Origin of the sequence: Noviherbaspirillum galbum (assembly GCF_010974945.1) — a bacterium.
GTDB classification, from domain to species: Bacteria; Pseudomonadota; Gammaproteobacteria; order Burkholderiales; family Burkholderiaceae_D; genus Noviherbaspirillum; species Noviherbaspirillum galbum.
The window spans coordinates 143,465-160,478 of sequence record NZ_JAAIVB010000012.1; the positions used below are offsets into that span (position 1 = coordinate 143,465).

The 17,014-nt window shown below is 65.5% G+C and carries 14 protein-coding genes; 7 read left to right on the forward strand and 7 right to left on the reverse strand.

The window, feature by feature from the left end; genetic code table 11:
- The first annotated feature begins 97 nt into the window (after positions 1 to 97).
- The 5 genes from G3574_RS04715 to G3574_RS04735 all read left to right on the forward strand — a co-directional run bounded on the left by G3574_RS04715 (position 98) and on the right by G3574_RS04735 (position 4,461).
- Positions 98 to 868 carry an SDR family oxidoreductase gene (locus G3574_RS04715; protein ID WP_235953015.1) on the forward strand — a complete coding sequence of 257 codons (771 nt, stop codon included), beginning with the start codon at positions 98 to 100 and terminating at the stop codon, positions 866 to 868.
- Between the two features lie 66 nt (positions 869 to 934).
- Positions 935 to 1,543 carry a D-glycero-alpha-D-manno-heptose-1,7-bisphosphate 7-phosphatase gene (locus G3574_RS04720; protein ID WP_163960859.1) on the forward strand — a complete coding sequence of 203 codons (609 nt, stop codon included), beginning with the start codon at positions 935 to 937 and terminating at the stop codon, positions 1,541 to 1,543.
- On the forward strand, positions 1,540 to 2,670 hold the full coding sequence (waaF, locus tag G3574_RS04725; RefSeq protein ID WP_163960860.1) for a lipopolysaccharide heptosyltransferase II: 1,131 nt from the start codon (positions 1,540 to 1,542) through the stop codon (positions 2,668 to 2,670). The genes G3574_RS04720 and waaF overlap by 4 nt, the downstream gene beginning before the upstream one ends.
- 298 nt (positions 2,671 to 2,968) lie before the next feature.
- Positions 2,969 to 3,589 (forward strand): hemerythrin domain-containing protein, encoded by a 621-nt coding sequence (locus G3574_RS04730; RefSeq protein WP_163960861.1) that lies wholly within the window; start codon positions 2,969 to 2,971, stop codon positions 3,587 to 3,589.
- A 53-nt stretch (positions 3,590 to 3,642) separates the two neighbouring features.
- Entirely contained in the window at positions 3,643 to 4,461 is an 819-nt protein-coding gene (locus G3574_RS04735; protein WP_163960862.1) for a Ku protein, read from the forward strand.
- A gap of 164 nt (positions 4,462 to 4,625) precedes the next feature.
- On the opposite strand, the gene G3574_RS04740 is transcribed toward G3574_RS04735, so the two are convergent.
- The 6 genes from G3574_RS04740 to G3574_RS04770 form a co-directional block, all read right to left on the reverse strand.
- On the reverse strand, positions 4,626 to 4,916 hold the full coding sequence (locus G3574_RS04740) for a hypothetical protein (RefSeq protein WP_163960863.1): 291 nt from the start codon (positions 4,914 to 4,916) through the stop codon (positions 4,626 to 4,628).
- A gap of 88 nt (positions 4,917 to 5,004) precedes the next feature.
- Entirely contained in the window at positions 5,005 to 5,574 is a 570-nt protein-coding gene (locus tag G3574_RS04745; protein ID WP_163960864.1) for a hypothetical protein, read from the reverse strand.
- 114 nt (positions 5,575 to 5,688) lie between these two features.
- Positions 5,689 to 7,488: a YsnF/AvaK domain-containing protein gene (locus G3574_RS28280; protein WP_235953017.1), complete on the reverse strand. Its 1,800-nt coding sequence runs from the start codon at positions 7,486 to 7,488 to the stop codon at positions 5,689 to 5,691.
- Between the two features lie 319 nt (positions 7,489 to 7,807).
- Entirely contained in the window at positions 7,808 to 8,299 is a 492-nt protein-coding gene (locus G3574_RS04760) for a DUF421 domain-containing protein (protein WP_163960865.1), read from the reverse strand.
- Positions 8,300 to 8,339: 40 nt separating this feature from the next.
- Positions 8,340 to 8,915, reverse strand: coding sequence for a PRC-barrel domain-containing protein (locus G3574_RS04765; RefSeq protein WP_163960866.1), 576 nt, complete (start codon positions 8,913 to 8,915; stop codon positions 8,340 to 8,342).
- On the reverse strand, positions 8,879 to 11,497 hold the full coding sequence (locus tag G3574_RS04770; protein ID WP_163960867.1) for an FAD-dependent oxidoreductase: 2,619 nt from the start codon (positions 11,495 to 11,497) through the stop codon (positions 8,879 to 8,881). Before G3574_RS04770 ends, G3574_RS04765 begins: the two co-directional genes overlap by 37 nt.
- An 817-nt stretch (positions 11,498 to 12,314) precedes the next feature.
- Here G3574_RS04770 and galU point away from each other — a divergent pair.
- Complete coding sequence (gene galU, locus G3574_RS04775) at positions 12,315 to 13,220, forward strand: UTP--glucose-1-phosphate uridylyltransferase GalU (RefSeq protein ID WP_163960868.1); 906 nt, start codon at positions 12,315 to 12,317, stop codon at positions 13,218 to 13,220.
- Positions 13,221 to 13,580: 360 nt separating this feature from the next.
- Complete coding sequence (locus tag G3574_RS04780) at positions 13,581 to 15,548, forward strand: hybrid sensor histidine kinase/response regulator (RefSeq protein WP_163960869.1); 1,968 nt, start codon at positions 13,581 to 13,583, stop codon at positions 15,546 to 15,548.
- Between the two features lie 67 nt (positions 15,549 to 15,615).
- On the opposite strand, the gene G3574_RS04785 is transcribed toward G3574_RS04780, so the two are convergent.
- Positions 15,616 to 17,013: a sigma-54-dependent transcriptional regulator gene (locus tag G3574_RS04785; protein ID WP_163960870.1), complete on the reverse strand. Its 1,398-nt coding sequence runs from the start codon at positions 17,011 to 17,013 to the stop codon at positions 15,616 to 15,618.
- Position 17,014: the final 1 nt, after the last annotated feature.

Consider the following 17,014-nt stretch of genomic DNA (forward strand, 5'->3'; position numbering starts at 1 on the left):
TCAAGCCGGCGGCGCGGGGCGCGCGCTACGCTGGTCCGGATTGCAGCGGCGCATATCGAAACCGCGCCGGATTGAATCATCATCGATGGAGAAGAGATTGAGCAACGTTACCGTATCGAGCTATGTTCCCAACCCCGCCGAAGCCCGCGACCTGGCAGGCAAGACCATCCTGGTGACCGGCGGCGCCAGCGGCCTCGGCGCCGCGCTGTCGCACGTCCTGTCGTCCTGCGGCGCCAACGTCGTCATCGGCGACATCAATCTCGACAAGGCGCAGACAGTCGCCTCGCTGCTGGAATCGGCGCCGGGCAAGACCCATGCGATCGGCTTCAACGTGGGCGACCCGGCGGGAGCCGAAGGCGCCATCGCCGAGACCATCTCGCGCTTCGGCGCGCTGGACGTGCTGATCAACAACGCCGGCACCGACGTCACCTGTCCGATCGACGAACTCGGCGACGAGGACTGGGACCGGGTGATGCGCACCAATTTGTATGGCCCCTTCTTGCTGTCCAAGCACGCGGCGCGCCACATGAAGCAGGCAGGCGGCGGGCAGATCATCAACATTGCTTCCACCGCCGCCAAGCGCGCCTGGCCGAACGCCAGCGCCTACCATGCCAGCAAGTGGGGCGTGCTCGGCCTGTCGCACGCGCTGCACGCGGAGCTTCGGCCGCATCGCATCAAGGTGACGGCGGTATTGGCCGGCGGCATGCGCACGCCCTTCCTGCTGGATCGCTTTCCGGATATCGATGTCAATACCTTGCAGGACCCGGTCAACGTCGCCAAGGCCGTCAAGGCCGTCATTACCTTGCCCGAGCAGACGGTGATCCCGGAAATCATGGTGCTGCCGATGCAGGAAAGCTCCTGGCCCTGAGCCGGCGCGGCCAGGCGGCCAGGCGGTAACGCGGCAATCGGAAACCATCCCAAGGACAACCATTTCATGCGCGCGATTTTTCTCGACAAGGACGGCACGCTGGTCGAAAACGTGCCGTACAACGTCAACCCGGCATTGATCCGGCTCAGCTGGAACGCCGGGCCGGCGCTGCAGATCTTCAAGAGCCTGGGCTACAAGCTGATCGTGGTCAGCAACCAGTCAGGCATCGCCAAGGGCTTGTTCACCGAGAACGCGCTGCAGCCGGTCGAGCACCGCCTTGCCGAACGCCTCGTGCAGTATGGCGTGACGCTTGATGGCTTTTATTACTGCCCGCACAGTCCGGACGGCGTGATCGGCCGCTACGCGATTTCCTGCACCTGCCGCAAGCCCATGCCGGGCATGCTGCTGCGCGCGGCCAAGGAGCACGGCATCGACCTGTCGCAATCGTGGATGATCGGCGACATCCTGCATGACGTGGAAGCCGGCCGGCGAGCCGGCTGCCGCACCGTGCTGATCGACAATGGCAACGAGACGGAATGGAAGCTTTCGCCGCTGCGCACGCCGGATGCCAAGGCGGCCGACCTGCATGAAGCCGCACGCTTCATTGCCGCAGCGGATGCCGCGCCTTTCGACCGGGACATGCCGCGCGACAGCCTGGGCGGCGCCGCGCCATGACCTCAGCCGCCTGGCAGCAGGCACGCCGCATCCTCTGCGTGCGGCTGGATTACCTCGGCGACGTGCTCATGACCACGCCCGCCATGCGCGCGCTGCGCGAATCCTCTCCCGGTTCGCGCATCACGCTGCTCACCTCTTCCGGCGGCGGCGCCGTCGCGCCTTTCATTCCCGAGATCGACGACGTCATCGCCTACGATGCGCCCTGGCTGAAGAACGGCGCGCCGCATCCGCCCGCCGAGGACCGGAAGATGATCGACTTGCTGGCGGAAGGCAATTTCGATGCGGCCGTCATTTTTACCGTCTACAGCCAGAATCCGCTTCCTTCGGCGATGTTGTGCCATCTCGCCGGCATACCGCTGAGGCTGGCGCACAGCCGCGAGAACCCGTACCGCCTGCTCACCGACTGGGTGACGGAAACCGAGCCGGAGCAGCAGGTGCGGCACGAGGTCAGGCGCCAGCTCGACCTGGTCGCCACGGTAGGCGCGAAGACCGCCGACGAGCGCCTGTCATTCCGCGTGCTGCCCGAACACCGCGAACGCATGCAGCGCGTGCTGCGCGAACTCGCCGCGCCGACCGACCGGCCATGGATCATGCTTCATCCCGGCGCCACCGCGGCCTCGCGCCGCTACCCCGCGGCCTCCTTCGTCCGCGCGGCGCGCATGCTGGTCGAACGTTCCAACTGCCTGGTGCTGATCACCGGCGGCGCGGGCGAACGCGAACTCGCGGCATCGATCGCGTCGCAGGTCCCCGGCGCCCTGTCGGTGGCCGACCGCTTCGGCCTGGGCGAACTGGCTGCCCTGATCGAGGCTTGCAGCCTGGTCATCTGCAACAATACCGGGCCGGCCCACCTCGCCGCCGCCCTCGGCACGCCCGTGGTGGACCTGTATGCGCTGACCAATCCGCAGCACACGCCATGGCAGGTGCCGGCCAAGGTGCTGTTCCACGACGTGGACTGCCGCTTCTGCTACAAGAGCGTCTGCCCCCAAGGCCATCATGCCTGCCTGCAACGCGTCGATCCCTACAGCGTCGCCGATGCCGGCATGGCCCTGCTGCGCGGCGAAGGGGTTTCGTCCGGCATGCCGCTGATCAATGCCTTGCAGGACATCGCTGCCGGAGCGCGCAGCTAGCCGCCCTTTCCCTGGCTGGAAATTTTTTCCCGCCACATCCCCGCTCTTTCCCGGCCCTGTAACTTTTACACCCGCTTGCAAATGCTTGGCGACCGCCTTCGATGCGCCACGGCATCGGCCAGGTTTTCGGACGCGCGCGCAGCCTCGGGCCGCGCGCATGTAAGTCGTGCGGATAAGGCGGGTAAAAATGGCATGCCGTCTCTTCCCCGCTCCCCCTGCAATGCGGGAAAAACCGGGCTTGCCAGCTTGGCATGGAGCTTGCGATGGACAGGCACAGGACACCACGAGGAGAAAATCCATGCCACGCAGCACCGCTACCAAATCCAGCGCCAAGACCGCCCGCAAGACGGCTGCAAAGGCTCCGGCACGTGCCGCCCGTGCACGCTCGCGCAAGGAACCCGATGCGATCGACATGCTGAAGGAAGATCACAAGAAAGTGCTCGACATGTTCAAGCAGTTCGAGAAGATGAAGGAAGACGACGATGACGACGCACGCCAGCTGCTCGTGGAAGCGGCCTGCGCCGAACTGACGGTGCATGCCCAGCTGGAAGAGGAATTGTTCTACCCCGCGCTGCGCGAAGCCCTCGACGACCAGGACATGCTCGACGAGGCCGAAGTGGAACATGCCAGCGCCAAGCAGCTGATCGCCGAGCTCAATGCCATGCAGCCGGGCGACGACCTCTACAACGCCAAGTTCACGGTGCTCGGCGAGTACGTCAAGCACCACGTCGAGGAAGAGGAAAAGGAAATGTTCAAGCAGGTCACCAAGGCGAAGATGGACCTGGAGCAGCTTACCGAAGACATGATGCAGCGCCGGCTCGAGCTGCGCGAAGAATATGGAATCGGCGAGACCGACGACATCGTGGAAGACGACGATGCGCCCAAGTCGAAGACCCGGTCCCGCCGCAGCATCCACTGACGCCGCAGGGAAGGAACGCCATGTCCCGCCGCGGATGGAGAGGAACAGTCGGAGTGGGTTATCCCCCCGCCCCGGTCTCGCTGAGCCCGGCGAGCCGGCATGACGACATTACCCTGGACGCCGGTCCACGGGAGGACGGCTGCGATGCGCCGCCGATGCAAGACAAACCAGAGGAAGGACTGTACGTGATCGTGCCTGAAAAGGGACTCGCCCCGGTGGAGCTGAAGTCTACCCATGCGGTCGACATCTTCGCTTTCGTCGAGGCGCAAGAGATTCCGAGCTTATATTTCGAGACGCCGTATTACCTGGCGCCAGCGCCGGGCGGCGAGAAGGTATATGCGCTGCTGCGGGAAACCCTGCGGCGCACCCGCAAGATCGGCATCGCCTACGTGGTGATCCAGATGCGCCGCCAGCTGGCCGCGCTCGTGCCGCAAGGCGATGCGCTGGTGCTCAACACCCTGCGCTGCGCCAGCGAATCCGCCGGCCTGGCCGGCGGCAGGTGGGTGGTCGAGGAATTCGACGACGCCGGCCTGAGCGAGAGCGAACAGGCGCTGGCCCGACAGATCGTCGACAGCATGACGGAAGAATGGGATGTGCTGCTCAAGACCGACCAGATCCAGCCGCCGATGGAGCCGATCGACGTCGGCGACGCCGCCTTCACGCGCTCGCGTCCCGGCTTCAACCAGGAAGAACTCCGTGAGTTGCTGGAATTGGCGCAGGAAGAAGATGATTTCGATGACGACCTCCTGACCATGATGTGGCGCCGGCCGCATCAGTCCGCGCCCCGGCCCGCCGGCCGGCGCAGCGCGGGCGGAGGAACGACCGGCATGCGGTCCAGCCGGCCGATGGCGCTGCGCCACCGGCGCCGCTAAGGCGATAAGCGCGATGGGCCGTCATGGGAAAGGCTTTGTAGTGGAAGTGCGTGCAGTGTTGTAGTGAGCGAGTGGTGTGAAGGCAGTAACTGCCTTTGTTCGGGTTGCAGGGCGACGCAAGTTGCCCTGCTTTTTTCTTTGGGGAACCCGCCCCCAGTCCGCCTTCAGGCAAGGGGCCGCCGTCCCGGCATGCGTGCCTTGCTTCTCCTGTCGCCCAGTATCTGGCGCAACTCGTCGAGGCTGCGGCCGGCGTGCTCGGCCATCAGCATCAGCAGGGTCGGCCGGATCGGCAGCCGGCCATGGCGAATGCTCTTGATGAGCTCGGGAGACAGCCGCAGCGCGCGGGCCAGCTTGTTGTCATCGTCGAGCTGCATCCAGGCGAGCAAGGCGTCCAGCAGCCGGTTAGGGTCATAGGGCAGCGATGCAGGCAGCGAAGTTTCCTGGTGCTTGGACATGGATAACGTACAGTGCGGCGCGCAGGGGAAACGCGAGTAGCCGCGGGCATGCGCCCGCGGCTACTCGCGTTTCCGGCTGGCTTGGTTTTCAGCCGCGCCGCTGCGCCATCTTGCCGAGCGCGATGGCGAGCGCCGCTCCGCCCAGTCCCTTGACCAGGTTCGGGTTTTGCGCGCAGAAGCGGCCCATCTGGTCGATGATGCCGGGATTCTCACGCTCCGCATGCTGGGCGAGCTCTTCCACCTGCTCGGGCCGCAACTGGTTCACCTGTTCAGGCGTGAGCTGCGGCTGACCGCCGCCGCCGCCGAGCTGGCCCAACAGGCCGCCCAGCCCACCTAGTCCGCCAAGTCCACCCATGCCTCCGCCTCCGCCGCGGTTCAGCAGCGAGCCAAGCACGGCCGGTCCGAGGCTGCCCAGCAACTGGTTCACCATGCCGGTACGTTCGTGGGGATTGGCCTGGCCGAAGAGCTGGCCGAGCATGTTGGGAAAAGGCGGAGTCTGGTCGGAGCGGAAGGCTTCGCTGACGCCCTCGCTCAAGTCCTCGTGCGGCGCATTGCTGGCCACCTGGTCGAAATGATCTTCCACCTCGCTGGGTGGCTGCTGCGGGTCCACGCCCTGGTACTGGCCAAGTATCCGGCCGATATCGAATCCGAGTCCCATGTCGTCTCCTGTCTGTGTTTGCGCGAAATGTTATTGCGCGAATGGCGCGGCGTGAAGTTCGCGAACTTCACGCCGCGCCAGCGGGTTGCCTGGCAGGCGTCCCGGCGATTCGGCTTAGTGGCCGCGGTTGCCGGTCACGCGTTCCGCGCCGTAGCGCACGGCGTCCTTGACCTTGTCCCAGGTGCTCTCGGGATGGTTGGACTCCCAGTCGCTGCGTACCTGCGGCTCGACGTCTTCCCAGCGGTAGTTCTTGTAGCGGTCGTTGCCGGCCATGCTGGAGCCGTAGCGGTAGGCGGCGTCATAGTCCTCGTAGCTGCCGCCCGCGCTGCCGTAGGTCGACTGCCAGTGGCGGCGATACGCGTCGTCGTCCACCACGCCCGCGGTGCGGCGGGTGTCGGAAGCGCCAAGCTTTTCGACCTCGACATCCGTGCGCCGCACGGTGTCGTTGATCTGCTCGGTGCGCTGGGTTGCTTCCTTGTTGACCACGACTTCCTCGACCACGCGCGCGGTCTTGGAAACGACTGCCTCTTCGGCGGTCTCGCGCAGCTCGACCGACTTGTCCTTGAAGGCGGCAATGTCGGCTTCGGTGGCCTTCTTGTCGACCGGACGGCGTTCGACGCGCACATGTTCCTCGCGCAGCTCGACGGTTTCATGCACCGGCGTTTCGCGCACGCGCTGGTACACGCGGATGCCGCCCCGCTCGATCTGGCGCTTGCCAACCTTCAGCTGCTCTTCAACGACCGGAATCCGCGCGGACTCGCCGGTCTGCGTGGTGTCGCGGGTGGTGTCGCGTCCGGCGCGCGCCTGCAGGTAGCTGTCGCGGTCGCGCTGGATCTCATCCTGGGAGAAACGCGGCGCGCTGGCGTCATAGCCCGACCAGCCCTGCTGGCGCCAATGGCTGGCGCGGTCGTCGATGTCCACCGGGTTGTAGCGCGACAGGATGTCGGTGATGCGCTCGGCCTCGTCGTCGTCGCGTGCCTCGACGGTCAGCACCTGGCTGCCGCGGCGCAGCGACTCGTTGTAGACGTCGTGGTCTTCGCGCCGGACGTCGTCATCCATGCCGAACAGGGAACGGAAGAAATTGCCGATGCCCGAGCCGCGCTCGTGCTGGCCGTCCACCGTGGTGCTGTCGTCGAGCCGGGTGGTCGCAGAGGTCCTTGACGCGCTCGCCGCGGTGCCCAGGGTGGTATCGGTGGCGCCGTAGGTGCCGGTAGCGTCGGTATTGAGCTCGATGCTCGAGCGCGGGATGCCGGCCGACTCGAGCGCCTGTACGGCGCTCTGCGCATCGCTGGCATTGTCGTACACGCCGACCACCGCATGGCCGCCGCTGGACAGGCGATCGGTGCGGACATCGCTCGTGTCATCGCCGGTCATGCCCGGGCGCCAGATGTGCTGGCCGTTGGAACTGCGCCAGTGCTGCTCGATGAGGCCGGCATCTTCGTCGGAACGCGGACGCACGCCCATCAAGATGCCGCCCTGCTTGAGGCCGCTCTCGTAATGCTTGACGCGTTCCTCGGGAATGCCCCAGCCGACCAGCGCGCCCAGCAGCCCGCCGCTCGCGGCGCCAACGCCCGCGCCTGCCGCGGCCGCCGCGAGCGGGCCAGCTACCACTAGGCCGATTCCCGGCAAGGCGATGCTGGTGCCGGCCGCGGTTGCCGCGGCAAGAATGGCGCCCAGGGTGCCGCCGACCGCGCCGCCGATGCCGGCACCCTCGGCCGCCTTGCTGCCCAGCTCGGTGGTCGTGCCGGATTCATCGGAAAAGTGGCGCTTGCGGGTGTCGTCCGACATCACGACGTTGATGTCGTCCTTGGTGTAACCGCGCTGCGAAAGACCTTGCCATGCGCGCTCCGCGCTGTCTCGGTCATGGAAAAGCCCTGTCATCATGCCGGAATTGTCTCGTGATGCTGTATTCATGACACCATCCTTTCGATAAGTCACAGGGAGTGGGGAAAGCCTCCGGGGAAGACGGCAGGTGCGCGCGGCCCATGATTGTTTTCCGGCGTGCATGCAGTTGGAGAGGAGACACGAACTAACTTTTCGTTGCCTTCCCGGCTCGCCTGAACGTTTGTATAGTCACAAGGGATCAGTAGGAATGGAAAACGAGTGTGATAGTTCCTGCAAGCTTTCCAAGAGAGGCAGGAAATCGATGCGGCGGACTCTTCGTTTCACCGATGAAAGGCTTCCCGCTGCCGGCATGCATGATGTTGCGGCGCAAGCGCTGCCGGCGAGGCGGTCATTCCTTCTTGATGACGCTGATCTGCCCGTCGGGCTCCATGAAGACGAGCTTGACCTTGTCGAGCGAATCGACGCCCTGCTGGCGCAGCTTGGTCCAGAGTTCGTCTTCCGAGATGAATTCCTTGCGCATGTTGCGGTAGTGCAGGCGCCCCTCGCTGACCAGCAGCAGGGGCGGAGACTCCACGAACCGCCGGACCAGGGCGGAGTGATAGCTCAGGATGTCCATCAGGAAGTTCCAGCCGATGAGGGTGGACACGAGGATCATGCCATCGGTGACGGACGTGTATTCGCCCGCCATGGCGTTCTGCGCGGCGTCGGCCACGATGACGAAGATGAGGATGTCGGCGATGCCGACGGCGCCAACGTCGCGCCGGATGACGAAGCGGAACAGCAGGAACAGGAACCAGTACATCGCCGTGCCGCGCACGATGAGTTCGAGCGGCGGAACGCTCAGGCCGAACATCGCATTCCAGTCGACAGCTTCGAACATTTCCCCTCCCCGGTTTCCTGATCCGGCAAGTCCTGCCGGCTTACTTGCCTCCCTGTCCGCCGGATTGCCCGGCACTTCCCCCCGGCGCCGGCCGCGCGCCCGCGCCGGCCACGACGTCGCGCCAGTAGGCGTCGATGGCCGCGGCCCAGGCGGGCCGGGACATGTCGGGCCAGCGTCCGCGGTCGAAGGACGGCGCGTTGGCGATGGCGTCGCGCTCGGCCGCGAGGATGAGCCAGCGGCCGTTCTCGCTGCGCTTCAGGGCTTGCCAGGGCACGGCATGGTACTTCGCCCCGACGCCGAGCACGCCGCCGAAGTTGATCACCGCATAGGCGATCTCGCCGCGCCGCGCATCGAGCACGATGTCGCGCAGGTCGCCCACCTTGCGGCCGTCGAGGTCGCGCACCGCCATGCCGATCATCCGGCTGCTACGGGTCAGGGACGGGGCCTGGACATCCGGCCCGGCCCCTGGCTTGAGATCCGCGGCGGCCATCCCTGGAGGGCAGGCCAGCGCCATGGCCCAGGCCGCCAGCGCGCCCCGGGCCACCCGGACAGCACTGGCGGCCCGGCCGGCCCCGCCCCTCACTCGGCGGCGATCGCGCTCTTCTGTTCCACCCATTTCACGCTTTCCGCGGCCTTCTTGCCGGCGATGAATGCATGGTCGGAGTTGTAGTACTCCCACTCGCTGTAGCGGCCGGCGAGAATGATGTCGTACATCGCAAGCCAGGACTTGATGGTCTCCACGTTCCGGGCGCGCGCATGGTCGTACACCACGTAGGCATAGGGCATGTCGACTTCGTGCGCGGTCAGGATGACGTCGTCGGCGCGCAGCATGCCGACCTTGATGCAGTCGGCGATGCAGCGGTCGATCAGTTCCTGGCCGGAGAGCGGCAGCGGCTTGTACTGGTCCGAGTAGGTGATCTCGCAGGTGATGCCGAATCCGCCTGCAGGATTGCAGTCCGGGCTGGCGTTGCCCTGCACGAAGATGCGATGGAAGATGGTCGCGTCCTCGGGATAATAGATCCAGTGCTTGTCGGTGATGCTTTCGCGCGCCACGCCGATGTTGACGCAGCGCACCGAGATGTGCCGCAGCCCGGCCGCCGCCTGCTTCACTTCTTCCGGCGCGGCGTCGCCGATGATCCTCACCAGCTCGGGAAGCGGCATGGTGCTGACGAGGTTGTCGTATTCCACCACCTGGCCATCGGCGAGCGTGAAGCGGTGCTCGCGCGGCGACATCGCGACCACGTCGGCATTGAGTTCGATGCTGCCCTTGATGTGCGGCACGAAGGCTGACATCAGCGCCTGGAAGCCGCCGCGCAGCGGATAGCCGAAGCGGGCATTGGGGCCCATCGGCTTGGCGGACGGCTCGAGCGCCCCCTCGATGATTTCCTCGAGGTTGGGCAGCGGCACGCGCCCGCCCAGCCACGAGGTTTCCATCTCGGTCAGCGGCACGGCCCACAGCTTGCGGTTGTAGGGAATGGCGAAGTGCTTGGCGATGCCCGCGCCCCAGACCTGGTAGATGAATTCCTCGAAGTTGGCGGGACTGCGCTTGTCGAGCGCGGTCACGTTGCCGCCGGTGAGCTCCATGCCATTGTCGGCGCAGCAGTCGCCGGCCTTCGCGCCGGTGGCCGGCGCGGCGACCGCCGCCTTCGGCTGGTTGCCGTAGCGCGCCTCGATGGCGCCCATGATGCATTCCTTGATCACATCCGGCGGCAAGCCGTACAGCGCGCCCTGGAAGGGATAGCGGGTATAGGTCTGCTTGCTGTAGATCCAGGCTTCGCGGTCCTGCCAGTGCAGGTTGGAGCCGAGCAGCGTGTCGTACATCTCGAGCACGTAGGGATCATTCGAAAACATGATGTGGCCGGCGTGGTCGAAGGTGAAGCCCTTGTCCTTGATCGAGCGGCACCAGCCGCCCACCATGTCGTTCTTTTCGAACAGCACCGCGTCGTGGCCGAGGTGGTAGGCGGCGGACAGGCCGGTCGGGCCGGCGCCGATGATGGCGGTGCTGGCGAAGCGCAGCGTTTCCGGCTGGCGCAGCGGGTTGACCTGCGCCAGCGTGTCGGAGAGCTCGGCGGCGTCCTGCTCTTCCTCTTCCTCCTGGCTGCGGCGCGGCGTGGTCATCATCAGCTCGTGCATCTTGTCGGCGGTGGCGTCCCAGGACGTCGAGGCGAGGATCTTGCGCATCCGCTCCACCTTGGCCACGCATTCGTCATGCGACGCCAGCAGCGCTGCTTCGCAGGCCTTGATGAAGGACGGCGCGTCGCCGGCGATGGCCACCACGTCGCTGTAGATGTCGGCCACGTCGGCCACGGGGGTGCTGACGATGGGCAGCTCGGCCGCCATGTATTCGAGCGTCTTGGTGGGGCTGATGAACTTGGTCGATTCGTTGAGCGCGAACGGCAGCAGGCAGACGTCCCAGCCGGCCAGGAAGTGTGGCAGCGCCTCGTAGGGCTGCTGCCCCATGTAGTGAATGTTCGCGGCGCGCGGCAGGCTGTCGGGACTGATCTTCACCACCGGGCCCACCAGCACGATCTGCCACTGGGCATGGGCGGCCGCGACCTGCGCGATCAGTTCGGTGTCGAAGCGCTCGTCGATCACGCCATAGAAGCCGAGGCGCGGACCGGGAATGTTCTTGTGCGCCGGGTGGGAGTTGCTGCGGTCGAGGGCCTGCACGAAGTGCGCGGCGTCGACGCTGCTCGGGAAGCAATGCACGTTGGGATGGCGATCGCGCTTGGACCGGTAGAGGCTTTGTCCGCCGGTGAACACGATGTCGGCCGCTTTCAACAATCCGCTTTCTCGCTGAAGCAGTTGTTTCGGGGCGTTCTTGAAAGCGGCCAGTTCATCCATGCAGTCATAGACCACGAGCTTCGGATCGAGCTCCTGCAGCAGCGGCAGCGCCATCGGCGTGTAGAACCAGGCGATGTGGTCCTGGTAGTCGCGCGCGACCTGCCTGACGAGCTGGCGCAGGTAGGGAAGATGGTCGTCATGGAAACCGGGCATGTCGACCGGGGTTTGCGGCTTGCAGACGAGGATGCCGGGGGCCGGCGAATACGTCTTCAGGTGCGGCTCGCCGGAATGGAACTCGGGCTCCTCGATGACCACGATAGGGTGGTGCTTGGCAAGCCGCGACAACAGATGCTGCGGGCGCTGGTACACGAAATCCCAACGCAAATGCGAAAAAACGATGATTGCAGAAGCCATGCTATCTCCTTGCCGGGAAAATCAATGTGTTGAAGTCGAATGCAGCGTTTGCCGCCATGGCGGCACGCATGGAATGAACTATGTGGGTCAGCCCTCCCCGAGCCCGCTGCCCCGCCTCGAGGGCGGCAGCATGCACGGTGCCTGATGGGAGACCGTGCATCATGCAAGGCCTACGCAAGACCCGTGCCGCGTCTCTCGCCGGACAAGGTTTCCGGATGGCACGCATTGCATGCGGACAAGGCCGGCCCGTCCCGTCACGCATGGCGCGTTGCGCGGGCAGGAAAAGACGACACCGATCTCGGACATGGGCTGGACAATGGGCAAAAGGCAACGGGCGTGGCCGCGTGGCTCCGGCAGCGTTACCGGAGGGGCTGGCGTCTCGGCGACGAGACTGGGTCAACTATACGAACGAAGAAAGTTTCCGCGCTGATTTGCCTCAATAGGACTCGGCCATGCTTGTTGACGCAGCCCACGTGCGCGCGAGAGGGCGGTCGGTATGCTTTCTGCTTGATATGGCAGACGAGCAGAGAGGCCCCGGCCGGCAACTTCCCCGCGCCGCGAGACGCCAGGCAGCAGGAGAGGCGATTTCCCGCGTTTCATGTTGCCCGCGAAATAGTGACAAATGTGTAAAAAGGAAGCGGCGATGTAATCGTTACCCACGCTGCTTCCGACATGTTTGTTCCGGCGCGCGAACCGGACTCCGAACTCGATGACATACATATCGCGCCGCCGGGAACGTGCCGCGGCACAAGCATGACGGCCGGCGCGAAGAAGGATCCACCAGGACACCACCACAGCTTGCAGAGAGAGAAACGATATGACAAAAATCCGTAAAGCAGTATTCCCGGTCGCCGGATTCGGAACGCGGTTTTTGCCGGCGACCAAGGCATCTCCCAAGGAAATGCTGCCGGTCGTCGACAAGCCGCTCATCCAGTACGCCGTCGAGGAAGCGGCCGCTGCCGGGATCACCGAGATCATCTTCATCACCGGCCGCAGCAAGCGCACGATCGAAGATCACTTCGACAAGGCCTACGAGCTCGAAGCCGAACTCGCGGCGCACGGCAAGCTGAAGCTGCTCAAGGAAGTCCAGTCGCTGCTCCCGGAAAACATGCATTACTCCTACGTGCGCCAGAGCGAGATGCTGGGCCTCGGCCACGCCGTGCTCTGCGCCAGGCCGCTGATCGGCGACGAGCCCTTCGCGGTGGTGCTGGCGGACGACCTGATCGAGGCCGATGTCTCGGTGCTCAAGCAGATGGTTGACATCTACGAGCAGCACGAAGCGTCGATCATCGGCGTGCAGAACGTTCCGCTCGAGCAGACCAGTTCGTACGGCATCGTGCGTCCGCAGTCGATGGGCGTGCGCATGCACCGCATCGCGGACATCGTGGAAAAGCCCCAGCCGGAAAATGCGCCGTCCACGCTGGGCGTGGTCGGGCGCTACGTGTTCCGCCCCGAACTCTTCAACTATCTCGAGAACGTCAAGCCCGGCGCGGGCGGAGAGATCCAGCTGACCGATGCCATCGCGGCGATGCTCGCCGATCACCCGGCGCTGGCCTACGAGTTCAAGGGCCGGCGCTACGATTGCGGATCGAAGATCGGCTACCTCGAAGCCACCGTGGTGCATGCGCTCAAGCATCCGCAGGTGGCCGAGCAGTTCGCCGCCTTCCTCTCCACCTTGGACCTGAACGTGAATCAAAAGAAAGTCAGCAACGAAACCAATTGAGCCCCGCCCGGGGCGGGCCTTCCCGGCCACGCTCCGGCGGAACATTGATCAACCCTGCTACCGGGCCGGCCCGCCGGTCCGTATCGAGGCACACCTGATGACTGCGGCAACCCGCTTCGCGCTTCCGACCCATCCTGCCCGGCCCGCCGGGCAAGGCGGTGCCGGACGCCGGGCGCGCGCGGCCATCGGGCAGGTGTCCCTGCCGGACGCCGCCAGCCGGCGCCGGCGGCGGGATTTTCGAACACCATGGCGGCACTAGGCAAGCACCAGTCCAAGGACGCACAGGATCATTATTCGCGGACCCGGTCGAAAGAACGCGGGACCCGCGCTTTCCATGACCCCGCCTCCGCCTCCACAATCATGTCAGCCTCTTCCAGCATTCCCGCCAGCGCCTCCCTGCCTCTCGCCGTGCTGCGCCTGGGCCGGGACTACCGCGTCAGCTTCCTCAGCCAGGCGCAGGCGGAAGTCTTCGGCTACCGCGCCGTCGACCTGCTGGGAAAGCGCCTGTCCGACGTCGTCGGGCAGGAAGCATTCGAGCACATGCGGCCGTCGCTGGACGCCGCCTTCGACGGCCATGCGGCGCAGCGCCAGATCGTGCTGCGCGACCATGCCTCCAGGGAGCGGCACATCCAGTTCACCCTGCTGCCAGACGGCGAGGAAGACCATGACGGCGCGCTGGTCGCGGTGATCGCCGACGTCACCAGCCTCATGCCGGCGCCGCGGGTCGACAGCGAATTCCGTACGCTGGTGGAAAACTCTCCCGACATCGTCTCGCGGCTCGACCGTGCGATGCGCCACGTGTACGTCAATGCCGCCACCGAGCAGCTGGCCGGCATCCGGGCCGAGGAATGGATAGGCAAGACCAAGGCTGAGCTGGGCCTGCCCGAGGTGACGGTCAGGGCCTGGGACCAGGCCATCCAGGCCGCGTTCGACACCGGCGAGGTGCAGCACTTCGAATTCGAATTGCCGGCCTCGGCGGCGACGCGTTATTTCTCCGGCCGGGCCATTCCCGAGCGGGGTCCGGACGGGCAGATCGGCTCCGTGATCGGACTCGCCTACGACGTGACCGAACGCACCCGCATCCAGAAGGAAAACGACGACCTGCTCGGACGCGAGCGCGCGGCGCGCATCCAGGCCGAGACGGCGGCCAGGGCGCGCGACGAATTCCTCTCGGTGGTTTCCCATGAGCTGCGCGCGCCCCTCAACGGCATCCAGAGCTGGGCGCACGTCCTGGAAAACTACATCAAGGACATCACCGGCGTTCCGCTGGCGCAGCGGGCGCTGCAAGGCATCAAGACCGGCGTGAGCCAGCAGGTGCGGCTGATCGAAGATCTGCTCGACGTGACGCGCATGATGAGCGGCCGCCTGCGCCTCGTGATGCAGCCGCATGCCTTGCTGCCCCTGCTGGAATCCGCGGTCGACAGCGTGCGCGACCTCGCCGCCGCCAAGAAGGTCAGCCTGCATTGCGACTACCGCGTGACCACCGAGCAGATCAACGGGGATTCTGACCGCGTCCAGCAAGTCATCTGGAACCTGTTGAGCAATGCCATCAAGTTCACCCAGTCCGCCGGCAACGTGTGGATCAGCGCCGCCCAAGCCGAAGGCATGATCGCGGTCTCGGTGCGCGACGACGGCATCGGCATCTCACCGGACTTCCTGCCCCACCTGTTCAACCGCTTCAGCCAGGAAGATACGTCGAGCACGCGCAGCCAGAGCGGCCTCGGGCTGGGCCTCTACCTGGTCAGGCACCTGTCGGAACTGCATGGCGGCCGGGTCCGGGTGGAAAGCGAAGGCGAAGGCCGCGGCACGACCTTCACGGTGGAGTTACCTTTGCTCCACCGCACCGACAAATACGCGGCTGTGAATGCGCTCGAGAACAACGTCATTTCCAATCTCGCGCTGCCCTCCCTGTCCGGGCTGCGCATCCTGCTCGTCGACGACCAGGCGGAGGCGCGCGAATCGCTCTCCATCCTGCTCACCGCGGCCGGTGCCAATATCCATGCCGCTTCCTGCGGCAGGGAAGTCACGGACTGGCTCGCCACCCTCGCGCCGGACGCCATGCCCGACGTGCTCATCTGCGACATCGCGATGCCGGAGGAAGATGGTTACGCGGTGTTGCGCAAGCTGCGCCACTGGTCGCCCGACGGCCAGAGCCGGCCGCTGCAACGCATGCCCGCGCTCGCGCTGACCGCCTTCGCCGAACGCGAAGACCGGATCCGCGCGCTTACCGCGGGCTTCCAGATGCATCTCACGAAACCGGTTGCGCCGGAAGAATTAATCGTGGTGGTGAATACCATGGCGCCGCGGAACAGGATCCCGGCGGGGTGAAGGTGGGTCGTTCGCCTTGGCTCCCTCTCCTTGAAAGGAAGGGAGCCCGAGGCCGGGCGGCGTTGAATCAGTGGTAGGAGTCCGTGCCGCCCTGCATCGGCGTTTCGGTACCCTTGTGCGCGCCGGGCTCGTAGGGACCATACTCCTCCAGCCGGTTGTACAGCGTCTTCAGGCTGATGCCGAGTATGTCCGCCGCGCGCTTCTTCACGCCGCCGCACAGTTCCAGCGTGGCATAGATGAGCTTGCGGTCGACGTCCGCCAGCGAGGTGCCGACCGGAATGGCGAGCGTGAGGCCGACCGGCGACTGTGTGGTAATGACCGGCGCAAGGGCGGCGGCGTCGATGGTGTGGTCCGACAGGATGAAGGCCCGCTGCATGTAGTTGCGCAACTCGCGCACGTTGCCCGGCCAGTGATAGTTGCTCAGGCAGGCCAGTCCGTCAGGCGACAGCACCTTCTGCGTGCCGTGCGCGGCATTGAGTTCGTCGAGAAAATGCTGGGCCAGCAACTCGATGTCGGCGCCGCGCTCGCGCAGGGGCGGAATACGCAGCGGAAAGACGTTGAGCCGGTGATACAGGTCCAGCCTCAGCTTGCCCTCTTGCACCGCTTGCTCGGGGTCGCGGTTGGTGGCCGCGACCACGCGCACGTCGGTGTCGATTTCCTGGTTGCTGCCGATGCGCATGAAGGTGCCGGTCTCGAGGACGCGCAGCAGCTTCACCTGCAGCTCGACCGGCATCTCGGTGATTTCGTCGAGGAACAGCGTGCCGCCGTTGGCCCGTTCGAAGTAACCCTTGTGCTGCCGGTCCGCGCCCGTGAAGCTGCCTTTCTCGTGCCCGAAGATTTCGCTTTCGATCAGCTGGGGCGAAATTGCGCCGCAGTTGACGGGCAGGAAGGGATGGCGGGAACGCAGGCTCAGTTCATGGATGGTCTGCGCCGCGAGTTCCTTGCCCGTTCCGCTTTCGCCGAGCAGGAGCACGGTGGCCTCGGTCGGGGCCACGCGGCCGATATGGTTGTAGAGCTTCTGCATCGCCGGCGCGGCACCGAGCATCTGGCCGAAGTGGCCGAGACGCCGCAACTCGCTGCGCAGCACGCCGATTTCCTCCTTGAGGTCGACGGTGCGCGGTATGCGCGACAGCAATGCCTTCAGGCGCTTGAAGTTGATCGGCTTGGTAAGGTAGTCGGCCGCGCCCAGCCGCAGCGCTTCGACCGCGGTTTCGACGCTGGCATGGCCGGTGATCAGGACGATCTCGGTGGTCGCGCGCGCCTCGATGTCATTGAACAGGTCCATCCCGCTGCCGTCAGGCAGCTTCAGGTCGATCAGCACGACGTCGGGACGTTGTCGTGCGATCTGTTCCTGCGCTTCACGGATGTTGCCCGCGACCGCGGTGGTGAATCCTTCTGCGCCGGTGATTTCCGCGAGCGCTTCCCGGGTGTTGGTGTCGTCGTCGACGATGAGAACGTGCGGCATG